Origin of the sequence: Shewanella glacialimarina, from assembly GCF_020511155.1 — a bacterium.
GTDB lineage: Bacteria > Pseudomonadota > Gammaproteobacteria > Enterobacterales > Shewanellaceae > Shewanella > Shewanella glacialimarina.
The window spans coordinates 2,917,144-2,937,361 of record NZ_CP041216.1; the positions used below are offsets into that span (position 1 = coordinate 2,917,144).

Annotated in this window: 14 protein-coding genes; 8 read left to right on the plus strand and 6 right to left on the minus strand. The window is 39.1% G+C overall.

Annotation, left to right across the window (positions count from 1 at the left end):
• Window positions 1-487: 487 nt before the first annotated feature.
• The 4 genes from FJ709_RS12695 to FJ709_RS12710 form a co-directional block, all read right to left on the minus strand.
• Window positions 488-1,459 (minus strand): PstS family phosphate ABC transporter substrate-binding protein, encoded by a 972-nt coding sequence (locus FJ709_RS12695; RefSeq protein ID WP_226410401.1) that lies wholly within the window; start codon window positions 1,457-1,459, stop codon window positions 488-490.
• A gap of 196 nt (window positions 1,460-1,655) precedes the next feature.
• Window positions 1,656-2,954, minus strand: a complete 1,299-nt coding sequence (phoR, locus tag FJ709_RS12700) for a phosphate regulon sensor histidine kinase PhoR (RefSeq protein ID WP_226415982.1) — start codon at window positions 2,952-2,954, stop codon at window positions 1,656-1,658.
• 148 nt (window positions 2,955-3,102) lie between these two features.
• On the minus strand, window positions 3,103-3,792 hold the full coding sequence (gene phoB, locus FJ709_RS12705; RefSeq protein ID WP_226415983.1) for a phosphate regulon transcriptional regulator PhoB: 690 nt from the start codon (window positions 3,790-3,792) through the stop codon (window positions 3,103-3,105).
• Window positions 3,793-3,997: 205 nt separating this feature from the next.
• A complete protein-coding gene (locus FJ709_RS12710; protein ID WP_226410402.1) occupies window positions 3,998-4,927 on the minus strand; it encodes a porin in 930 nt (309 codons plus the stop codon).
• A gap of 303 nt (window positions 4,928-5,230) precedes the next feature.
• Here FJ709_RS12710 and rdgC point away from each other — a divergent pair, with 303 nt between their 5' ends.
• Together rdgC and FJ709_RS12720 are read left to right on the plus strand one after the other, a co-directional pair.
• On the plus strand, window positions 5,231-6,142 hold the full coding sequence (gene rdgC / locus FJ709_RS12715; protein WP_226410403.1) for a recombination-associated protein RdgC: 912 nt from the start codon (window positions 5,231-5,233) through the stop codon (window positions 6,140-6,142).
• Window positions 6,143-6,196: 54 nt separating this feature from the next.
• Window positions 6,197-6,754 (plus strand): glutathione S-transferase family protein, encoded by a 558-nt coding sequence (locus tag FJ709_RS12720; RefSeq protein WP_226410404.1) that lies wholly within the window; start codon window positions 6,197-6,199, stop codon window positions 6,752-6,754.
• A 59-nt stretch (window positions 6,755-6,813) separates the two neighbouring features.
• Here the strand turns inward: FJ709_RS12720 and FJ709_RS12725 are convergent, their stop codons facing one another.
• Window positions 6,814-8,637: a M61 family metallopeptidase gene (locus tag FJ709_RS12725; protein ID WP_226410405.1), complete on the minus strand. Its 1,824-nt coding sequence runs from the start codon at window positions 8,635-8,637 to the stop codon at window positions 6,814-6,816.
• Between the two features lie 178 nt (window positions 8,638-8,815).
• Here FJ709_RS12725 and FJ709_RS12730 point away from each other — a divergent pair, with 178 nt between their 5' ends.
• The 5 genes from FJ709_RS12730 (at window position 8,816) to FJ709_RS12750 (ending at window position 15,449) form a co-directional block, all read left to right on the plus strand.
• Window positions 8,816-10,966: a tetratricopeptide repeat protein gene (locus tag FJ709_RS12730; protein WP_226410406.1), complete on the plus strand. Its 2,151-nt coding sequence runs from the start codon at window positions 8,816-8,818 to the stop codon at window positions 10,964-10,966.
• A gap of 241 nt (window positions 10,967-11,207) precedes the next feature.
• Window positions 11,208-12,764 carry a GGDEF domain-containing protein gene (locus FJ709_RS12735; RefSeq protein WP_226410407.1) on the plus strand — a complete coding sequence of 519 codons (1,557 nt, stop codon included), beginning with the start codon at window positions 11,208-11,210 and terminating at the stop codon, window positions 12,762-12,764.
• Window positions 12,765-12,814: 50 nt separating this feature from the next.
• Window positions 12,815-14,170, plus strand: a complete 1,356-nt coding sequence (gene ppnN / locus FJ709_RS12740) for a nucleotide 5'-monophosphate nucleosidase PpnN (RefSeq protein ID WP_226410408.1) — start codon at window positions 12,815-12,817, stop codon at window positions 14,168-14,170.
• 9 nt (window positions 14,171-14,179) lie between these two features.
• On the plus strand, window positions 14,180-14,953 hold the full coding sequence (gene xni / locus FJ709_RS12745) for a flap endonuclease Xni (protein WP_226410409.1): 774 nt from the start codon (window positions 14,180-14,182) through the stop codon (window positions 14,951-14,953).
• A gap of 88 nt (window positions 14,954-15,041) precedes the next feature.
• Window positions 15,042-15,449 carry a DUF3192 domain-containing protein gene (locus tag FJ709_RS12750; RefSeq protein ID WP_226410410.1) on the plus strand — a complete coding sequence of 136 codons (408 nt, stop codon included), beginning with the start codon at window positions 15,042-15,044 and terminating at the stop codon, window positions 15,447-15,449.
• Window positions 15,450-15,851: 402 nt separating this feature from the next.
• On the opposite strand, the gene FJ709_RS12755 is transcribed toward FJ709_RS12750, so the two are convergent.
• Window positions 15,852-18,641 carry an alpha/beta hydrolase family protein gene (locus FJ709_RS12755; protein WP_226410411.1) on the minus strand — a complete coding sequence of 930 codons (2,790 nt, stop codon included), beginning with the start codon at window positions 18,639-18,641 and terminating at the stop codon, window positions 15,852-15,854.
• A gap of 489 nt (window positions 18,642-19,130) precedes the next feature.
• On the opposite strand from FJ709_RS12755, the gene FJ709_RS12760 reads away from it, so the two are divergent.
• The gene (locus tag FJ709_RS12760) at window positions 19,131-20,141 is read left to right on the plus strand and encodes an isocitrate dehydrogenase (RefSeq protein ID WP_226410412.1); all 1,011 of its coding nucleotides are present in this window, start codon (window positions 19,131-19,133) and stop codon (window positions 20,139-20,141) included.
• The last annotated feature ends 77 nt before the right edge of the window (window positions 20,142-20,218 follow it).

The following is a 20,218-nucleotide window of genomic DNA, read 5'->3' on the forward strand; positions in this document are numbered from 1 at the left end:
CAACAGAATTGCGCATTGCAGTTACAGCAACCTTAATAGGTTGCTTTTTTTTGGCTGTTTTTTACCGATTATCTTGAAAAACATCGTAACGGCTAAGCTGCCACTATGTTTTAGTGCCATCATTTTTAACAGGCGTTTTATAGTAAAGTGCTTTCTAATAAGAAAACGGCGAGCAATGTTAGTGGGAACAGTACTTAAGATAGTTAATTCAATTTTTTATCTTTATTTGGAACTTTTATAAATAACGCTAGTCTGAATATATGAACCGAATTTTATATACCTACTTTTACTGAACGTTTGAGCCTGTAAATGATTTTGTTCTTCATCATCTCCCCTCTCGATAGTGAGTTATCCTATCAACAGAATTGCACATTGCAGTTACAGCAACCTTAATAGGTTGCTTTTTTTTGCTTCCAAAATACCGCTAAGCTCGAAGCAAAAAAAAGACCTCACTATGGAGGTCTTTAATCGTGCAACTTAATTTAATTTAAAGACGGATACCGGCTTTCTCTAAATCTTTTGCTATTACTGTGCGAGGTAATGGTACATAACCATCTTTTTCAACAACTTGCTGACCTTGCTTAGATAATATGAAGCGAATGAACTCACGATCCATCGGCGATAAATCTTTGTTTGGGTGCTTGTTGATATAAACGTACAAGTAACGAGAAAGTGGGTAAGTTCCATCTGCAGCATTGGCAGCTGATGCTTCGATAAACTTATCGCCTTTCTTAGATACTGCTACAGCTTTTACACCCGCTGTCTTATAACCAATACCTGAGTAACCGATTGCGTTAAGACCTTGAGATACTGACTGTACGACAGATGCAGAACCTGGTTGCTCATTCACGTTTGGACGGAAATCGCCTTTACATAATGCTTTTTCTTTAAAGTAGCCATAAGTACCAGATACTGAGTTACGGCCGTACAATTGCACGTCTTTTGCTGTCCAGTTACCGTCTAGGCCTAAGTCACCCCAACGTTCAACTTGCTTACCACCACACTTGTTTGTTGAAGAGAAAATGCTATCGATTTGCTCGATGCTTAATCCTTTAATTGGGTTATCTTTATGCACAAACACAGCTAGAGCATCAATTGCAACACGAATAGCGGTTGGTTGGTAACCGAAATGCTTTTCAAATGACTCAACTTCATTAGGCTTCATTTTACGGCTCATTGGACCGAACTGTGAAGTTCCTTCAGTTAATGCTGGAGGCGCTGTAGAAGAGCCAGCTGCTTGAATTTGGATATTAACATTAGGATATATATGCTTAAACTCTTCTGCCCATAATGTCATCATATTCGCTAACGTATCAGAACCAACAGAAGACAAGTTACCAGAAACACCACTTGTTTTTTCATACATAGGTAACGTTTCATCAATTGCAGCCATAGATGCTGCCGAGAACACACCAGCGGCTGTTAGGGTAATTGCGCCGACAAGTTTTTTCAGTTTCATTGTATTGCTCCAAATTAAGCGTGCTAAGTTTTTATAACGTAGTCAGTATCAACTCCAATGATGACAAGTCTATGACTATAATGTGACAGTTAGGTGACAGGTGAAATATATTTGCTGATTTAGCATCATTATTGAAATATTTAAGTCACAAAAATGAAAATGCCGTCAATATGACGGCATTCAGAATATCAAAAAGTTAGTTTTTCCTATCAATTAAATGGGTAGGAACGATAAAGCTGAAAGTACTACCTTTACCAAGTTCACTCAATACTGTTAATTCACTGTGATGATGACTTAATGCATGCTTCACAATCGCTAAGCCTAAACCACTGCCTCCCGTCTTACTGGAGCGTGCGTTATCTACCCGGTAAAAACGCTCAGTTAAACGATTGATATGTTGAGGAGCTATACCCACACCGGTATCTGTCACCGAAAACTTTGCACCACTGGCAACACTTTTCCATGTTATAGAGATTTTCCCTCCAGGAGAGGTATAACGAATAGCATTTGATATCAAATTAGAGCATGCACTTCTTACCTGCTGCTCTTGACCATGAATATTTAATCCCGGTTCGCAAAAAAACACTAGTTCGTATTGTTCAGCCGCTAATGCTTGCGCTTCTACTTTTAGCTGATTAAACATGATGTCCATATTCACAGTATGTGACAGGTCAACATTCGCCCCTGCTTCAATGCGTGATAATGCCAATAACTGCTCTACCATAGATTGCATTCGGCTCGTTTGCTGCTGCATCATGTTGAGCGGTTTTTGATTTGGCGAGTTATCATCTTCCATAGTTTGCATTATCTCTAAATACCCCTGCAATACTGTCAGCGGGGTTTTTAGCTCATGGGATACGTTAGCAACAAAGTCTTTACGCATGCTTTCTAATTGATGAATGCGGGTAATATCGCGAGCCATTAATAACAGCTGACGATCGCCATAGGGCATTAGCCTAATTTCTAGCAATCGTCTTTCTGATACTGGCGATGGGATCTCTAAAGGTTCACTGAAATTATGTTTACGCAAGTAGGCTGAAAAATCAGGGTGACGAATGAGGTTATCAATTCGTTGGCCATTATCTTGAGGCCATACAAAACCTAATATTAATTGAGCCAGTTTGTTGCACCATAAAATATTGTGCTCTGAATCTAGCACTACTGCAGCATCTGGCAGTGCTTCAGCACCTTGTCTGAAACGTCCAAGTAATGACGCTAGCTGACCCACTCGACGACGGTTTTTTCCTTGAAGCCGATAAATACCATTAAAAATACCTTCCCAACTCCCCCGACCCTGTGGCGGTGTAAGCTTTTTATCTTTCCATAACCAATGGCTTAACCGAGACAGCTGACGATAATGCCAGAATAGCAGTACAGCGGAACCGAGAAATATTGTTAACAGTATGTTGTCAACAATCCAGCCTAGCAGCAGTAATAGTAGTACCATCACACCAAGGCGAAAAAGCAAGCGAAAGCCTGAATAAGAGTTCAATATACGTTACCTAAATCGCAATATGGCAGTTAAATTATTCAATAATGATAATTTAACTGCCATACAGTGTGACTTTACATTTGAGCAGCTAGACTAGCACTTTTTGCCACTGCAAACATAGTGATATGAATATTCAAACAGTGAATATCCACTACATCCTTGTTGAAAATCGGTAACCGGCCCCACGAACCGTTTGGATTAGCTTATCATGTCCGCCTTGCTCTATCGCTTTACGTAAACGTCGAATATGCACATCAACGGTACGATCTTCAACATAAACGTTTGTTCCCCAAACGTTATCAAGCAATTGTTCACGGCTATAAACACGTTCTGGGTGTGTCATAAAAAAATGTAACAACCTAAATTCAGTGGGCCCCATATCAAGTACCCCATCACCAGCTGAAACACGATGACTAACAGGGTCTAATTGTAAACCTTGTACGTCTATTGTTTCCTCAAGCCTTGTTGGCGCACTGCGTCTTAATACAGCCTTGATACGTGCAACAAGTTCCTTGGGAGAAAAGGGTTTAGTGATGTAATCGTCAGCCCCGACCTCTAAGCCTTTAACCTTATCTTCCTCTTCGCCACGGGCGGTAAGCATGATAATAGGGATTTGACGGGTAAACTCATCTTGCTTTAACCGTTTGGCTAATTGAATACCACTGCCTCCAGGGAACATCCAATCCAATAAAATTAAGTCTGGATAAGGTTCCGCTAATAACGCAATGGCGGAATCAAAATCTTCAGCTGCAGCGGTTGTAAACCCGTGTTGGTCCATCACAAATGTCAGCATCTCGCGGATGGCTGATTCATCTTCTACAATTAAAATCCTTGCTGTCATATTCGCTTCTATCAGTAATTTGCCACGATGACCATTATTGGTCAGTTTTGTTACAGAATTATGATCTTGAAGATATTTAACCATATTCCTTGATAAACAGCTTCAAAATGCTTTGCTTAATTACATTTCAAAACTGAACCAATAACACTTTATACCACAAAGCAAAAAGGAGCCGCAGCTCCTTTTTTTCATCTAAATATTAAGCTTAAAACTTATGCTCTAAACCTAAACCAAAATATGAGTCATCAACATCACCAGAGTCATACATTGCATTAGTTGTATAGTAAGCAAATAATTTAGTTGGCTTAGCCAATGTGTAATCTGCACCCACTGACATTGAGTCGCCTTTATTATCCATGTCTTGGTATTGCACTTTTAAGGTCACTGCATCTATGTCATATGCAGCACTTAATAGATAACCATTATCTGTTACACCAGAGTTAAGCTTTTCTTGTTGCTGATACATACCGCCTAACACTAAACCAGCGACTTTACCTTGTACTGTAGCACGCGCAGTATCATAGCCTTTTACTTCAGAATCATAAGCTATTGCAGCATAAAATGGCGTTGCCTTTAAGCCTGAATCACCATAAGTAGCGGCCATACTCACGCCTGTGTTTTCGCTTTGCTCCGCATCGCCGTCAGCTACATAAGTTAAGCCGAACTGGAAATCACTAAACATTGGCGTCATATATGTCGCGGTTTGTGCCATACGGTTTTCACCTTTAAACACATTTTTTACATCACCAACTAAGTCGTTAAACTGATCAACTTTACCTTGTGATATTTTTAAAACGGTATCATTACGACCCACAGACACAAGACCGAAATTACCTTGCAAACCAACAAATTGGTTACGCGCTTTAAAGTTTTCTTTTACATCATCACCCGTGTCAACTTCATACTCAATAGTATAGAAAGCTTCAAGGTCATTACCTAAGTCAAAATTACCTTTCACGCCAAAACGTGAAGCATTGCTTTGAATCGTTGTTTCTGTCTCACCGGCTACATCGTTAGATTGTGCTGATACATTTAACTTACCATAAACTTGTAATGGGTCTGCGGCGTATGCTGTTGATGCTGTTGCAGCTGTTACAGCGCAAGCCAGTAGAGTTTTAGCAAATAAGTTCATCATTTCATCCTTTCAACGTTTCTAATCATATGTGTTTACAGCTTGGGAACGAGCCGAAGTTTGCCTTGCTAATGTTTCAGAAATATTTCAGTCATTCAGAAAAAACTAACAAACAAGCATAATTAACAAATAAAAATCAACTTAACAATTGAATTTAAACAATAAAAATACAATTAATTGCTTTGTGACATTTTTATGAATTCTGTCATATGAATCAATAGGCCGATTTTAAAGGCCTGTTTACCCAACCAATAAGATGCCGTAAACTGCTTAGCCAACTATTTATTAAATAATGAGTGTCTCTTTATGTGGTTTAAAAATCTCACCTTATACCGTTTCAATAAACCGTTTTCCACCGACACCGAAGCGTTAGAACAAGCCTTAGCAGATTTCACCTTTTCACCTTGTGGTAGCCAAGACATCAGTAAATTCGGTTTTTCAAATGCGCTGGGCAAAAAAGGCCAAGCTTTAGTTCATAGCGCTGAAAATCGTCACCTTATTTGCGTCACCAAAGAAGACAAAATATTACCTGGTCAGGTAATTAAAGAAGCACTTGATGAAAAAGTGGCTTTAATTGAAGATGCAGAAAACCGCACTGTGACTAAAAAAGAAAAAGATGCCATGAAAGATGACATCACAACCACATTACTGCCAAGAGCCTTCACTCGTCGAAGTCAAACCCGAGCGCTTATTTTGCCAGAATTGGAAATGATTTTAGTTGATAGCTCAAGTGCAACCAAAGCTGAAGAAATGTTAGCTTTATTGCGTAAAGCTTTAGGCAGTTTACCAGTTATTCCACTCAGTTATGCCAAGCCTATTGAGCAAACTTTAACTGAATGGTTACAAGCGGGTGAAGCACCACAGCCTTTTGAAATGCAAGATGAAGCAGAGTTAAAATCTGAATCAGATGAAGGTGGCATTGTGCGTTTTAAACAGCAGGTTCTTCAAGAAGACGAAGTATTGGCCCATTTAGCAACTGGTAAACAAGTGCACAAACTCGCGCTACATTTTGCTCAGTCTATCGCATTTGTTATGCAGTCTGATGCTAGCGTGAAACGAATTAAATTCTCTGAAGAGTTTAGAGCCGGCAACGACGAAGTCGGCAATGAGGATCCTATGGCGCGTTTGGATGCAGATTTTGCATTAATGGGCAGTGAGCTTATCGCCTTTGTTCAAGCTTTACATGGTGCATTTGGTCCAATGGAACAAAGTATTTAAGCTGTGACTATATCAATAAACATCTTACTTTTTTAACAAGTGAAAGGAGTGGTAATGAAGCTATATGGAAGTTATACCTCACCGTTTGTCCGCCATTGCAGAATTGCATTGATGGAGTCTGGTCAAGATTTCGAATTTATCGAAACGGACCAAGTCAGTAGTGCGTTACTCTCACCGACTCAACGTGTACCATTCCTACAACATGGTGATACTTTTTTAACAGATTCAAGTGCGATTTTATTTTATATCAGGCAGCAAGCTGGACAGCCATACTTAGGCACTCCAGCTGAACTCGATCTGTTTTGTATGGTCAATACCGCTTTAGACAGCACAGTTAATTTGTTCTTTTTAGAGAAAGATGGCGTTGATATCAACTCAGTCGCTTATACCCAACGTCAAGCGGCTAGAATTGACTCAAGTCTTGCACAGTTTGAGCAACTCACCTTAAGCGATAGCGCCCCCTATACTGACCCGGAGCTGCGTTTAGCTTGTTACTTAGACTGGGGGTTATTCCGTAATCGTATCAATATAGACAAGTGCCAAAATTTAAAGAACTTTTTAAGTGGCATAGCAAACCATGCTCCTTTTGCTGACACTAAACCACCACAGTAAAGGCCAATAAAGATGCCCCATCAATTCTTGAAGGGGCATTTTTTTATCTCACTAACTTATCATTCTGTTTTTATATATTTACCTTCAAGATCAAATGGCCATTCAACACCTAACCATGCTTTTAAAAAGGCTTTATGTTCGACAGTCACCTTTTCAACAGGAGATATTGTTAGCTCACCTTTTGGTTGTTCGGCTAAAGTAAGACTGCGTTTTACCAGTTGATCATTATTAAATATCGTCAACTCAATAATGTCGCCAGGGTTAAAATCCGCTAAACGTTTATCCCAACTTGATGCACTCACTTTAAGCCCGTTTACCGCAACAATTTGATCCCCTGCATTAATGCCAGCTTGCCATGCAGGGCCCTCTCGGGTCACAAATAAAATCGTTAAATCATCATATAAACCAGTTAGGGTTAAACCTGCATTCACTTCGGTTTTAGCCTCTTTACCGTATCCAAGTTGAAGACCAGCTTGTAATAACATGGCGTCAAAGTCCAAGGTGACGGGTGAGGTAACATTTTTACTCCACCACGCTTGATAATCTTTTCCTGATAAACCTTTGAGAATATTTTTAATGTCGCTGACGTTATAGCCCATCGGTACTTTAAAATCTTGATAAAGCTTTCTATGCACATCACGAAATGAATGCTTCAACTTAGTTTGTGCAAGTAAATCAAAATCTAATGATAATGATGTCATGTAACCTTCAGCGTATATATTCACACTGTGATTAACGGCATAGTCCCCCCAAGTACTGCTCCATTGACCTAGACTGGCTTCAGCAATCGATTGAATTTCACGGCCTGGATTATGTTGATTATTGACAATGCGTTTACTGAGGTCATCAAAAAATTCTTCGGCGGTAATAATACCAGCACGCAATAACAATTGATGTTGAAAATAACTGGTTGAACCTTCTGCAATCCACAACAGTTCAGTCATATTTTCAGACTGATAATCGTAAGGCACTAATCCCTGAGGACGATAAGCTTTAACGTTCCAGCTATGAATAAACTCATGTGAAGCGGTACTGATAAAACGTAAGTAATCGCTACGTTCTCGAAAACTAAAACGCGGTAATTGAATAACAGTTGAGTTTAAATGCTCAGTTGCCCCGCTTACTCCACTGGTGGCGTGTACCATATAAACGTACCGTTCAAACGGATAATCATCCCAAATAACACTCGCCTGATGACTGATTTTTTCTAAATCGGTAATAATTTGCTGAGTGTCATAATTACCCTCGCCCCAAAACACAACCTCATATTCCCGTCCATCGGCTTTAAAACTAAAATGCTGATTAATACCTGTCTCTATTGGAGAGTCAACTAACACATCGTAGTTATCAGCCACAAAGGAATGGGCTTTTTTACCGCTTTCCATGCCAGAATAACTGCGCCACTCTTTAGGCACAGACAAATTAACTTTTACCGCTTCGTCACGAAATGCAGGGCTATACATAAAAATACCACTGGCATCTAAATAAGCATGACTGCGATCAATATGACGTAATCGGTCGCCAAGTTCATTAGCATAAATTTGATATTGAACCGTTACACTTGAAGGATTATGTAACTTTACCTGCCATTCGCCACTCGCCGTTCGATGCCAATCTAATGCTTTCCCCTCACTATCTGTTGCTTTAAATAATCTCACCCCATCGGCAACGGGTAATACTTGATATCGACCGGTACGCCACACTGGCATATTAATAGTCAGATAACTTGTATCAATTTGTGGAAAAGTCACCGCCACTTTGGCTAAATGATGCTGTGGCTGCGTTAAATCTATTTGATATTCAACATCGGCTAACGCTGGCGTCGCCCAGCTGGCGACAAAAATAGCACTACTTAACATTATTGCTAAAGAGGTAGGTTTCACTGTGGCATCCTTCTGGTATGATTCTATTATTGTTTTTATGTTGATTTAGTTTTGCATTATCTTAAAAATTATAACAACCTATTGCCAGAGTCTCAGCAATAAACAACATATGTTTACACATTATTACTCATTGTGAGTTTCCGGCTGTTGCCGGCTTATCAAGGAAGGTCTAGGTTTTATGCGGCATATTATCACTTGGTGTTCACTGGTTTTCATTATTTTGTCTGCATCATCTAATGCTAAAGATCTTGAGCTACAGGAAATTACTTTTCGCGAAACACCACAAGAACTGTACCTTGAACTCAAATCTAGTACTCAGTTCCCATTAGAATTTAGCAACAAGAGTGAATTTGATCTGATTGCCAAAAAGCTTGGTATGTCACCCGATGATTTGATCCAACAATTAATATTGCTGGCTAGGCTTAACCTAGAGTCAAATGTGAACTCAGACACTAAAAGTGACGATGCTATTACTCTCATAAAGCAATTAAGGATAGTAGCAACCACACCGTTAGATAAAGCGGTAATTACTATGTTAGACGGGAGGTTAAACGCGCGAAAAAACCAAGATTACACTTATGCGATAAGCCAGTATAACGATGCATTGAATAAGATAAGCTCAGACTTATCATTGCAAGCCACCTTATTCAGATTTTCAATTCATGAGCACTTAAGTGGCTTATATAGAATGGCTTTACAGCCATCACCTAACCTTACTCACTTAAACCGTTATCGTGAAATAGCATATCAATTACGTAATGATTATTTCATCGCATTAGCAGAATTAGAGCTTGGACGTTATTACAATAGAAGAAATGAACCAGCAAAGTCATTGCAATATTATACTGAAGCTTTTCGTGTGGGTAACCGCATCAACTACCCAGGGATTAAAGCACACGCTCAACTCAATTTAGCACGTACTTATCGCGATTTAGAGCAGTGGGATGAAGCGCTCAAACACGCCCATGATGCAACAACAAGTTTCCAGACTTTTGACCAAGGTTCATATACGGCAGAAGCCTTGACCGTTATTGCGATGATTTACGCAGGTAAGAAAGAATGGAACAAAGCAATTGACTATTATCTTAATGCACAACAAGTTAACGAACGTCTTGGTAATGAAATAGGTCAAGGTTTAAACAGCCACAACATTGCTGAGGCCTATTTAAACCTTAATAATGGGCCAGCAGCATTGGCTGCGATAGCCAAAGCTAATAGCATCTTCATCGCTAAAAATGTTACTCATTACTTAGTTTATAATGAAGCCTTGTACACAGAAATTCTGATTAAACAAGCAATGTGGCTAGAAGCCATTGAACATGCTAAAAAGTCACTCATCCTAGCGACAGAAAAAAACTTAACAGATCAAAAGTTAGAAGCATTAAAATATCTATCAATGTCCTACCGAAAAGTTGGCGACTTAAATGCCGCCATAGAGATTGTTGATCAAATTATTGAATTATCCGACGGAATAAACGCAGTAGAACAGGATGATTCTGAGAGTTCGGGGCTCACTGAGCAAAAATTAAAATTCGATTTAAGCCTATTGCAAACAAAAGTCAACGAACAAAAAACAGCGCTTAATGACAATAAGTTGATGACTATTTTATTACTCTGCAGCGCTATTATCATTGTCATTGTATTGTTAGTGACCATAAGCCGTTCTCAGAAAATCATTCGGGCGCAACGAGATTATAAACAACAATACCTATTGGAACCCATAAGCCAGCTAAATGGATTTAGAGCCTGCATTCTACGTTTGCAAAATGACAAACTATCTGAGACATCCACTTTTGCTTTACTTAAAATAGAAGCACTGACTCATAGCGATACCCAAATGGGTTTAACTGAATCAGCTAAAATTATTCAGTCGTTTATTAATGAATTAAGCCAGTTACTAACCGCAGATATCTACGTTATCAAGCCGGGGCAATTTGCTTGTTACTTTAATCATGCTATTAACGCGCATGATTTATTGTCAACTATTGAAGGTTATGTCGCTAAAACCACACTTTTTAACCCCGTAATACCCAGCTTTAACAGAGAAAAAAAATTATCCCGTATTTATATCGGTCATATTAATATGCCATTACTTGCCAACCCGGATATATCAATATCTGCAGAATTGCATTTTGAGACCGCGCAATATGCTATTGCAGCAGCAATGACTCAAACCGACAATACCTATGTATCAATCAAGACCCTTAACTTTGCTCCAGCCACTATTTTTAGTGCGCCACTCTATCTTAACCTCACGCAAGCATTGAAAAGAGGGATAATTAAAGTCGACAGTAATCAGATAATTGCTGAAGAGTCTTGGCCACGTTAAATATTGCACAATTAATCAGCGAACATCAGGAATCATCATCTTTTGTGCTGATTTTAGATACCCGTCTACAACGCTTTGTTATAACATTGCTACACTATAGATATAGTCGAGAGTCGTTATGTTAGATATTACCCAATTAATCTAAATTTTAGTTATCTGTGTTTAGTTATCGGTGTAATTGACGATATATAGTCATTATCTTTTTTATTAGTTGAATTTAGCGGAAGCAACAAGGCATTTTATGAAAGATTCTGAGATAGCGGTATCACAAATAGCGCTAATGAAACAAAAACTTCATGCTGCCCGAACAGCTTTAGAGGATATTAATAAAGATCGTAATGATAAGCTTAAGACCTTGATCCAGTTTATTAGCCATTTAAGTTTGGCCTGTAAAGGACAGAATCTGGAACTTGATAATAAATTAGCCAAATTACGTCATCAATTACATGATTACGAGCAAATTGACGAGGCGCTACCTGAATTAGTTGATATTGAAAGAATTTTGAAAGGTCAATATCACCATACTATGACTCAGCTTGAAGAAAGCAGATTAGGTCTAGCTAGAGTGATAAGGCAGATTCAACGAGTCAATTCAGCACCCGATAAAGTCAAAAAAGAAATCAATTATTTCAAGCAAGATCTCGCTAAACCTTTTCACACCGTATGGGAATACATCCCCAAAGTTGAAAAGCTTATAGGCTTTTACGAAGAAATTTTACAGCAACAATTTACCGGTGCAGACAATTACGACATATTACCGCAGCACATTCAACTTGCGCGTGAACTGGCAGTAAAGATATCTGAAATAGAGTTTCGTAAAGATCAACGCGACCAAATCCTGGTAATGAAAGAAGTATTATTGGGCGATATTAGCTTAAATACTCTACTTGAATCGTATCAAACTATCCTAAGCTTATTATTAGATAATATTGCCAGAGAAAAATCAGCTTCCCAGGACTTTCTATACGCATTAAATGATGCTTTAACCGTTGTTCGTGATGTCGTCAATAATTCGCAAAACAACAATGAGCGAAGCCATCAACTTAAGCAGCAGTTAAATAAAGAGATTAATTTAAGGGTTAATAATGCCGACGGTATTATCACTGAAGTCGATGACTTAAGTGATTTAAAGACGCAGCTAACAGTGCAGTTATCATCCCTTCGTGATGTGTTATCTCGTAAAGAAGCGCTTGAGCAACGTGAACAAACAATATTACGTAAGTCTATTGAAGCCATGCGTAAAGAGCTCAATAGTATTACCCAAGAAGCAAATTGTTATAAAGAAAAGCTATTTGAACACCAGAAACTTAATCTTCTTGATCCACTGACTCAACTGGCCAATAGAACCGCCCTTGAGGACAGAATGGATCAAGAATATCGAAATCATGTTCGATTTAAGACACCTTTGTGGATTGCGGTAACTGATATTGACCATTTTAAATCGGTAAATGATAACTTTGGCCACAGTACGGGTGATAAAACACTGCAAGTAATTGCTATGGCTCTTAAAAACTCATTACGCGACAGTGAATTTGTGGCAAGGTACGGTGGTGAAGAGTTTGTGCTGTTACTGCCTGACGTTACCGAAGAGCATATTTCAGCATTACTTAACCGCGTAAGAGAAAAAGTAAAAAATATTCCATTTAAATTTAAAAATCAGAGAATTACAGTTACATTATCTATCGGTGCTGCGCAAGTGATGGACAATGAAACCATCGAAGAAGCTTTTGAAAGAGCAGATACGGCACTCTATAAAGCGAAAAATAATGGCAGAGACAGAGTCGTAATAGACATATAAGCAGCACCGCAGCTTAAGTGTCTTTACACTTAGGTCTAAAGGAGTTGCTTATGATTATACGGATTAGCCCTCGAGGCAGTTTGGATCAACTTTCACAGTTGGAAGTTGATCGACTAAAACAAGGCGCCAAAAGCGACCTTTATCAATTGTACCGCAGCTGCTCATTAGCGGTGTTATCTTCAGGCCTTGTCAGTGATGACGCTGAAGCGCTTTTCGATAGATTCGACACCTTTAATATCAATGTACTTCAACGTGAACGTGGTATTAAGCTTGAATTGATCAACCCTCCCGAGCAAGCTTTTGTCGACGGCGAAATAATTACCGGTATTCAAGAACACTTATTTGCTGTACTGCGTGACATCATTTACATCACCAATAAATACGATAACCTCAAACACATCAACTTAACCAATGCGAGTCACATTACCAATGTTGTTTTCGATATATTGAGAAATGCGCGCGCGATCTCGCCAATGAAGGACCCCAATGTTGTCGTATGTTGGGGCGGGCACAGTATTAATGCCGTCGAATATCAATATACTCGCGACGTAGGATACCAGTTAGGGCTTAGGCAACTTGATATTTGTACAGGCTGTGGCCCTGGTGCAATGGAAGGTCCGATGAAAGGCGCGGCAATTGGTCATGCAAAACAAAGGGTTAAAAATGCTCGTTATATTGGTTTAACCGAACCCAGTATTATTGCCGCAGAGCCTCCTAATCAAATCGTCAATGAACTGGTCATTTTGCCCGACATAGAAAAACGCCTTGAGGCCTTTGTACGCATTGGTCATGGGATTATTATATTCCCAGGTGGTGCGGGCACTGCTGAAGAGCTACTGTACTTTTTAGGTATTTTATTGAATATAGAAAACGCTGACACTCCTTTTCCATTAGTGCTTACTGGCCCTAAGGAAAGTGCACAATATTTTGAAGAAATTGATAAATTTATTGGTGCTACCCTTGGCGAAGAAGCCCAGAATAAGTATCAAATTATTATTGATGACCCTGTTAAGGTTGCTCAAATAATGAAACAAGGTATGGCGGAAGTGAAAACCTATCGCAAAACAAAAGGCGATGCTTATCAGTATCAGTGGTCTTTAAAAATTGAACCAGAATTTCAATTACCCTTTGATCCCAGCCATGAAGTTATGGCAAATTTAAATCTATACTTTCAAAATAATAAAGCTGAGCTTGCCGCTAATTTACGTAAGGCCTTTTCTGGTATTGTGGCAGGTAATGTGAAAGGAGAAACCATCAAGCGCATTAAGGAGCACGGCAAATTCCATATTAAAGGCGACCCTAAATTAATGAAAATGATGGACAAACTACTTACTGCATTTGTGGAACAACAGCGAATGAAACTTCCTGGCAGCGCTTATGAGCCTTGCTATAAAATCATCACATAAAATAATAATATGAATAATTTACTCATTATTGATGGTCTTAACCTGGTTCGCCGTATACATGCGGTGTTACCAGACGAGACTGATATTGACAGTGTTAAGACACGCTCTTTGGCAGCTTGTCATAAAATGTTACAACACCACCAACCTTCCCATGTCATTGCCGTCTGGGACGGCGAACAAGAGTCTTGGCGTAAAAAGCTTTATGCTGATTACAAAAAAGGTCGAAAGCCGATGCCTGAAGCCTTACATAAAGGGTTAAAGGAAATTAAATCGGCACTAGCTGCAGAGCACATCCATTCGTTAGATGCTACATCAGAAGCTGATGATGTCATCGCTACGTTAGCCCTTAAAATTACCGAAAACCATGGCGAAGCAATTATTGCTTCTACTGATAAAGGTTTTAGCCAATTACCCCAAAATAAACTGACACTGTGGGATCACTTTAATCAAAAAGCATTTGATTTAATTGAACATGAACGCAAACTTGATGTAGTACACAGTCAATTTTTGGACTTTATTGCCCTTGCAGGCGACAGCGGCAATAAAATCCCCGGCATTGCAGGTATCGGTCCTAAATCAGCGGCGGACTTACTGAATAAATTTCGCACTTTAGCTAATATCTATCGTTCACTGGAAAATCTTGGCCCCAAACAGGCACAAAAACTTGCAGATGGAAAAGAAATAGCACGTATTAGTTACAAATTAGCCCAGCTGCAATGTGACATACCACTCAATATCAACTTAAAACAATTTAGATATCAAGCTGGGATATCGACACCATAAGTTACAAAATTAGCCGTTACAAAAACATCTAAATCCATTAAGTTAAATAGTATTGTAACTCAACACTAAAATATATTCGGGCCTAGAAATGAAAGCTAAAGCTACTTACGTTATCGGTGGGGTTTTTATCGCATACCTCTTTTTTGTCGCTGTTGTGATGTTTGTTTACGAACCACAGCCAGAAGATAGGGAGTGGGATGACAGGCAAGCTTATAATAACCAGAAAATGAGTGAACTCAGCTTTGGACAACCACGGGAAGACATTATAAAGATATTTGGCAGCGCGGATTTTGTTGAGGCTAAAACGGCTATAGATGGTCAATATCAACTGTTATTTTATCGCACCCACCATGTGCTATCAGATGGCATTACCACCCGCGATGAATGCACACCGCTGTTGTTTAAAAATAATATCTTAATAGCTTGGGGAACCGAAACACTCCAACAATATTTAGCTAGCACTATTTTTGCTGATAACAGTATTCAGGCTCACTAGTTTAATCCTGCATTTATGCTGCGGCTCATCAATATTGAGCCGTGAGCCGCAATCAGTTAAATAATCGATATTTTTCCCGCAAAGCTAACTCTTTAGCACTATTCTATTTATGAGATTGACTAATTTTTTTGTATCCTTGATATTCAAATCTTATAATTAAGTCAAATAAAGGATTACTTACTCAGGATGATAACTGTTGGAGACAGAATGGGTGATAAGGCCAGATCATCTAATACTCCCACTTAAATGTATTATCATTTTTCAATAAGTCGCTTTTATCGCCGATCTCAATAGCATTATCGCAGCCAATCAGAGGTGCTAGCATTATGCACTGAGATGTATGTTTTCTAATAAAAATGCAGGCTGCTAGTGCCTGCATACTCTAGTCAACTCAGCATCTTATTAGTCTGCAGAATACTCTTGATAAGCTTCACCTTTTTCAAGCCATAATGGCGCTGGTTTACCGAGCAAGTAATGATCAAAGTATTGACGCATTTTGATGGTGTAATCCAGTTTATTAGGGTACTTTTTCAAATGATGTGGTTCACCTTCATACTGAAGAAATACCACATCCTTACCTGCACGGCGCATGGCTAAATACATTTCAATACCTTGCTCCCAAGGCACAGCATCGTCAATATCACCAAACATAATCATCATAGGGGTTTGAATGCGTTCAACATAAAATACCGGTGAGTTTTCAATGTATTTCTGCGGCGCTTTATATAAGCTTTCAGCCATTCGACTTTGGCCTGCCTCATACTGAAATTGACGCGCAAGTCCGCTACCATGTCGAATGCCACTGTAGGCACTAGTCATATTCGATACCGGCGCCCCCGCTACCGCTGCGGCAAACATATTAGTTTGAGTAACAGCATAAGCTGTTTGATAACCGCTCCATGAATGTCCATGCAGGCCGATTTTTTTAGGATCAGCTACACCCATTTCAACTATTTTTTGTACACCAGAGGTTAATGCTTTTACCGCCGATATACCTGGATAGCCAATTTCAAAACGAATATCGGGTAAGAAAATCGCATAACCATTATCGGTATACCAAGCAAAATTAGGTCTATGGTTAATTTTCATATCAGGAAAGGCGTGTAAACGATCACTCATAAAGCGGTAATAATAGACCATAACAGGATAGGTTTTTCCTTCCTGGTAATTACTTGGTTTAATCAACACGCCATCAATAGACTCACCATCTGCACCGGTCCATTGCACCAGTTCAGCATGACCCCAAGAAAACCCTTGGCGCTGCTTGTCTAATTGAGTAAGCGCTTTAGCACTGCTTAGGGAGTCTAGCGTTGCAGTATAAATATCTGGATATAAATCAAAACGCTGGGTTGAAAATAATACCTGTTCGCTCTGCTTAGCTCTGGCTAGCACGGTTAATTTACTATTACTATTGGTGAGTTTTTTTACCCCTGCAGTACCTATTTTTGCTTGGTAAAACTCATCCTCTTTATTGCGATGACTGTAACCTTGTAATAGCACCATTTGATCTTGCTTAAGCGTAGCAGGCTGTTTATCTTCAACTAACCCTCTAACGCGAAATTCAATACCTTGCTTTCGCCCTTCCCCATTAGATAACATAAAACCGTTATGAGACTTAGTATTGAACTGCCATGCATCATATTTATCATAGGCAATAAAGCCTGAACCATCGGCTAACCATGGACCAAAACCATAACCTGGAGCTTGGCTCGGATAATCATGGTCTTCATCGGAAAATGGCACATCATATTGACCACTCAAGTTATAACTTACCGCTTGAGCAATATCGTAAATATAAACATTTCCCTGCTGATAATAGCGAAGGAATTGAGCATTAGGTGATAATGTCGGAATAGCGTCACTAGGTTGCTGTGCCAACACTAAAATTTTTCGACCCGTGTTCACATCCACCAAATACACATCTTGATAAAAACCTGCCCAGGTAATCATTTTCTGGTAAGGCACATCTGATGTCGCCACTAAATAACGCTGTTGCTCACCATAATTTATGGTTGGCACAGTTTTATCGGCTAATTGAACCATATGATCGGCTTCAATATGATAAACAGCTAAATAAGTACGCTTTAACTCATCTTGATATTCTTTAACTTCATGGGGCTTAATTTTAGGGTCATCGCCATGCCAAACGCGTAAGTTTTTATTGTCAGTAATCACACCTTGATCAAATAATGATTGTCCATCGGTATATTTTACCCGCGCTGTAGGGGCAATAACTTGCGGTACTCTACCAACAAATAACCGCTCGTTATCACGAGAAAACATCACGCTAGCATGTTGATTCAACGTCCACCCATCACTACTAAGTTGACGTTTTTTACCTGACTTTATATCAATAAGATGCAATTTATATTCACGACTATCACGCTTACTGGCCAGTTTTCCCGCCGTAAATCCAACAAAGCGACCATCGTTGCTTAAAGCCAGCTCGCCCACTTGCTCATTTATCGCGCTATATATATTACGCTGTGCTTGATCTTTTAAGTTAACTAAAGTGACATGATGTTGATTATTATCATGATCATTAACCGCCGCGACAAAATGAATTCCTGACTCATCAAATGCGTATTGAGTCACATTAGTGAGTTGGATTTCTTTTTGAGTCGTTAAATGGATTAAGGTTAACGAGGTGCCTTTATCCGCATCATCAAGTTTGGGCTTTTTATTCGAATCTGATTGCTCGGTATTATCTTCTGCTGGCTTACTGTCTGGTGCAGTTTTTTGTTCTTTAAACCAAATAGCCAAATACTGGCCATTATCATTAAAATGCGCCGACTTAATATTTTCAAATGTCTGTTGTGTGTTTGTCTTAGTGTTAAGTAGCACTATATTCTGGGTTAATTCGGCTTTGTTTTTAGTTTCTTTATCTAGCAAACTTGCTGGAATAGTAGCGATAACAAATTGGCCATTGGGTGTCACTTCAGGTTGAGTTCCATTAGTGATTTCAAAACTTTTGCTACCATCAGTCGATTTAACAATAACATCACTCTCACCTCTGTCAGGCTGAGCCTCAACTGCCATTATGCTACCATCATCAGCTAATACCGGTTGCTGTAAGGTTTTAAAGTGCATAATGTCGGTCAGAGTTAATGGTTCTGCTGATATCAGGCTCGATGAGAACGATAAAGACAGCGCCACCAACACTGGGTAAGTAGACAAATAAGATAATTTCACAATCTTCCTCTTTTATAATTATGGGGTATTAATAACAACTAACACCCAATTCGAAGTATTTACTGGTCAGTGCTCATTTGTAATTAGTTACAGTCTCCACTAGCAGCCAAATAAGTATGGCTATTTTCATTATGCGACTATGGTCGTCTAGTAAATAACCGCAATAAATGAACAATATATCCTGCTTTAATATCGTTAACTCTTGCTGAAAAAGGCAGGCTGACTTATCGATTTGTTAAGATTTAGTTGAATCTGTCATTTATTGAATTATTTTAATCCAAAATGACTTTAAATGACCTTTAAAATGTCATTTCACTCTCAGTTTTGTGTAAATAAAGATGTTAAATCGTTAAAATAGCTCACCGAAACATTGCGTTTCGATCTTAGTGCCACCGCTTAGTGTAAGCCATATTTAAATCACCTTGCTTAGGCGGTCAATATTAATGCGCTGTATTCATTGCAGTCACATCTCAGGTGTAAGGACTTCTCATGTCAAAACGTACAATAACCGTAATTCCAGGTGATGGAATTGGCCCAAGCATTATCGATTCTGCATTAAAAATTCTTGATAAGGCTGGTTGTAATTTTGAATATGAATTTGCCGATGCTGGTTTAGCTGCGTTAGAAAAACACGGTGAGCTAATACCGCAACGTACCTTAGACTTAATTGAAAAAAACCGCATTACTTTAAAGGGCCCGTTAACCACTCCTGTTGGTGAAGGTTTCACTTCAATTAATGTTAGTTTGCGTAGAAAGTTCAGCTTGTATGCAAATGTCCGCCCAGTAAACTCATTCAAGGGCACTCAGGCCCGTTATGAAAATATTGATATTATTACGGTGCGAGAAAATACCGAAGGCATGTACTCTGGTTTTGGCCAAAAAGTATCAGACGACGGTGAAACGGCTGAAGCAACCAGTATTATTACCCGTAAAGGTGCTGAGCAAATTGTGACATTTGCCTATGAATTAGCCCGTAAGGAAAATCGTAAAAAAGTCACTATTGTGCATAAAGCCAATATCATGAAATCAACCTCAGGTTTGTTTTTGAAAGTGGCTCGAGAAGTCAGCTTACGTTATCCTGATTTGATTACTGAAGAAATGATTGTTGATGCCACTTGCATGAAGCTGGTAATGAACCCAGAAAACTTTGATGTAATAGTCACAACCAACTTATTCGGCGATATCTTATCTGATTTATGTGCTGGCCTTGTCGGTGGTTTAGGCATGGCACCGGGTGCCAATATAGGTCGCGACGCCGCTATCTTTGAAGCGGTACATGGCAGTGCACCAGATATTGCGGGTAAAAACTTAGCCAATCCAACATCCGTTATTTTAGCCTCAATTCAAATGCTTGAATATTTAGGTATGTCAGATAAAGCGGTTATGATCCGTAATGCTGTGGCGGCAGTGATTGAAGAAGGCGACCGTACTACCCGTGACTTAGGTGGCACTTATGGTACAACTGACTTCACCCAAGCGGTATTAGAACGATTAGGTTAATTTTTACAGCTGAAACTTACAAAATTAACCCTGATAAATATGACTAAATAACAAAGCCCTAATATTGATTAGGGCTT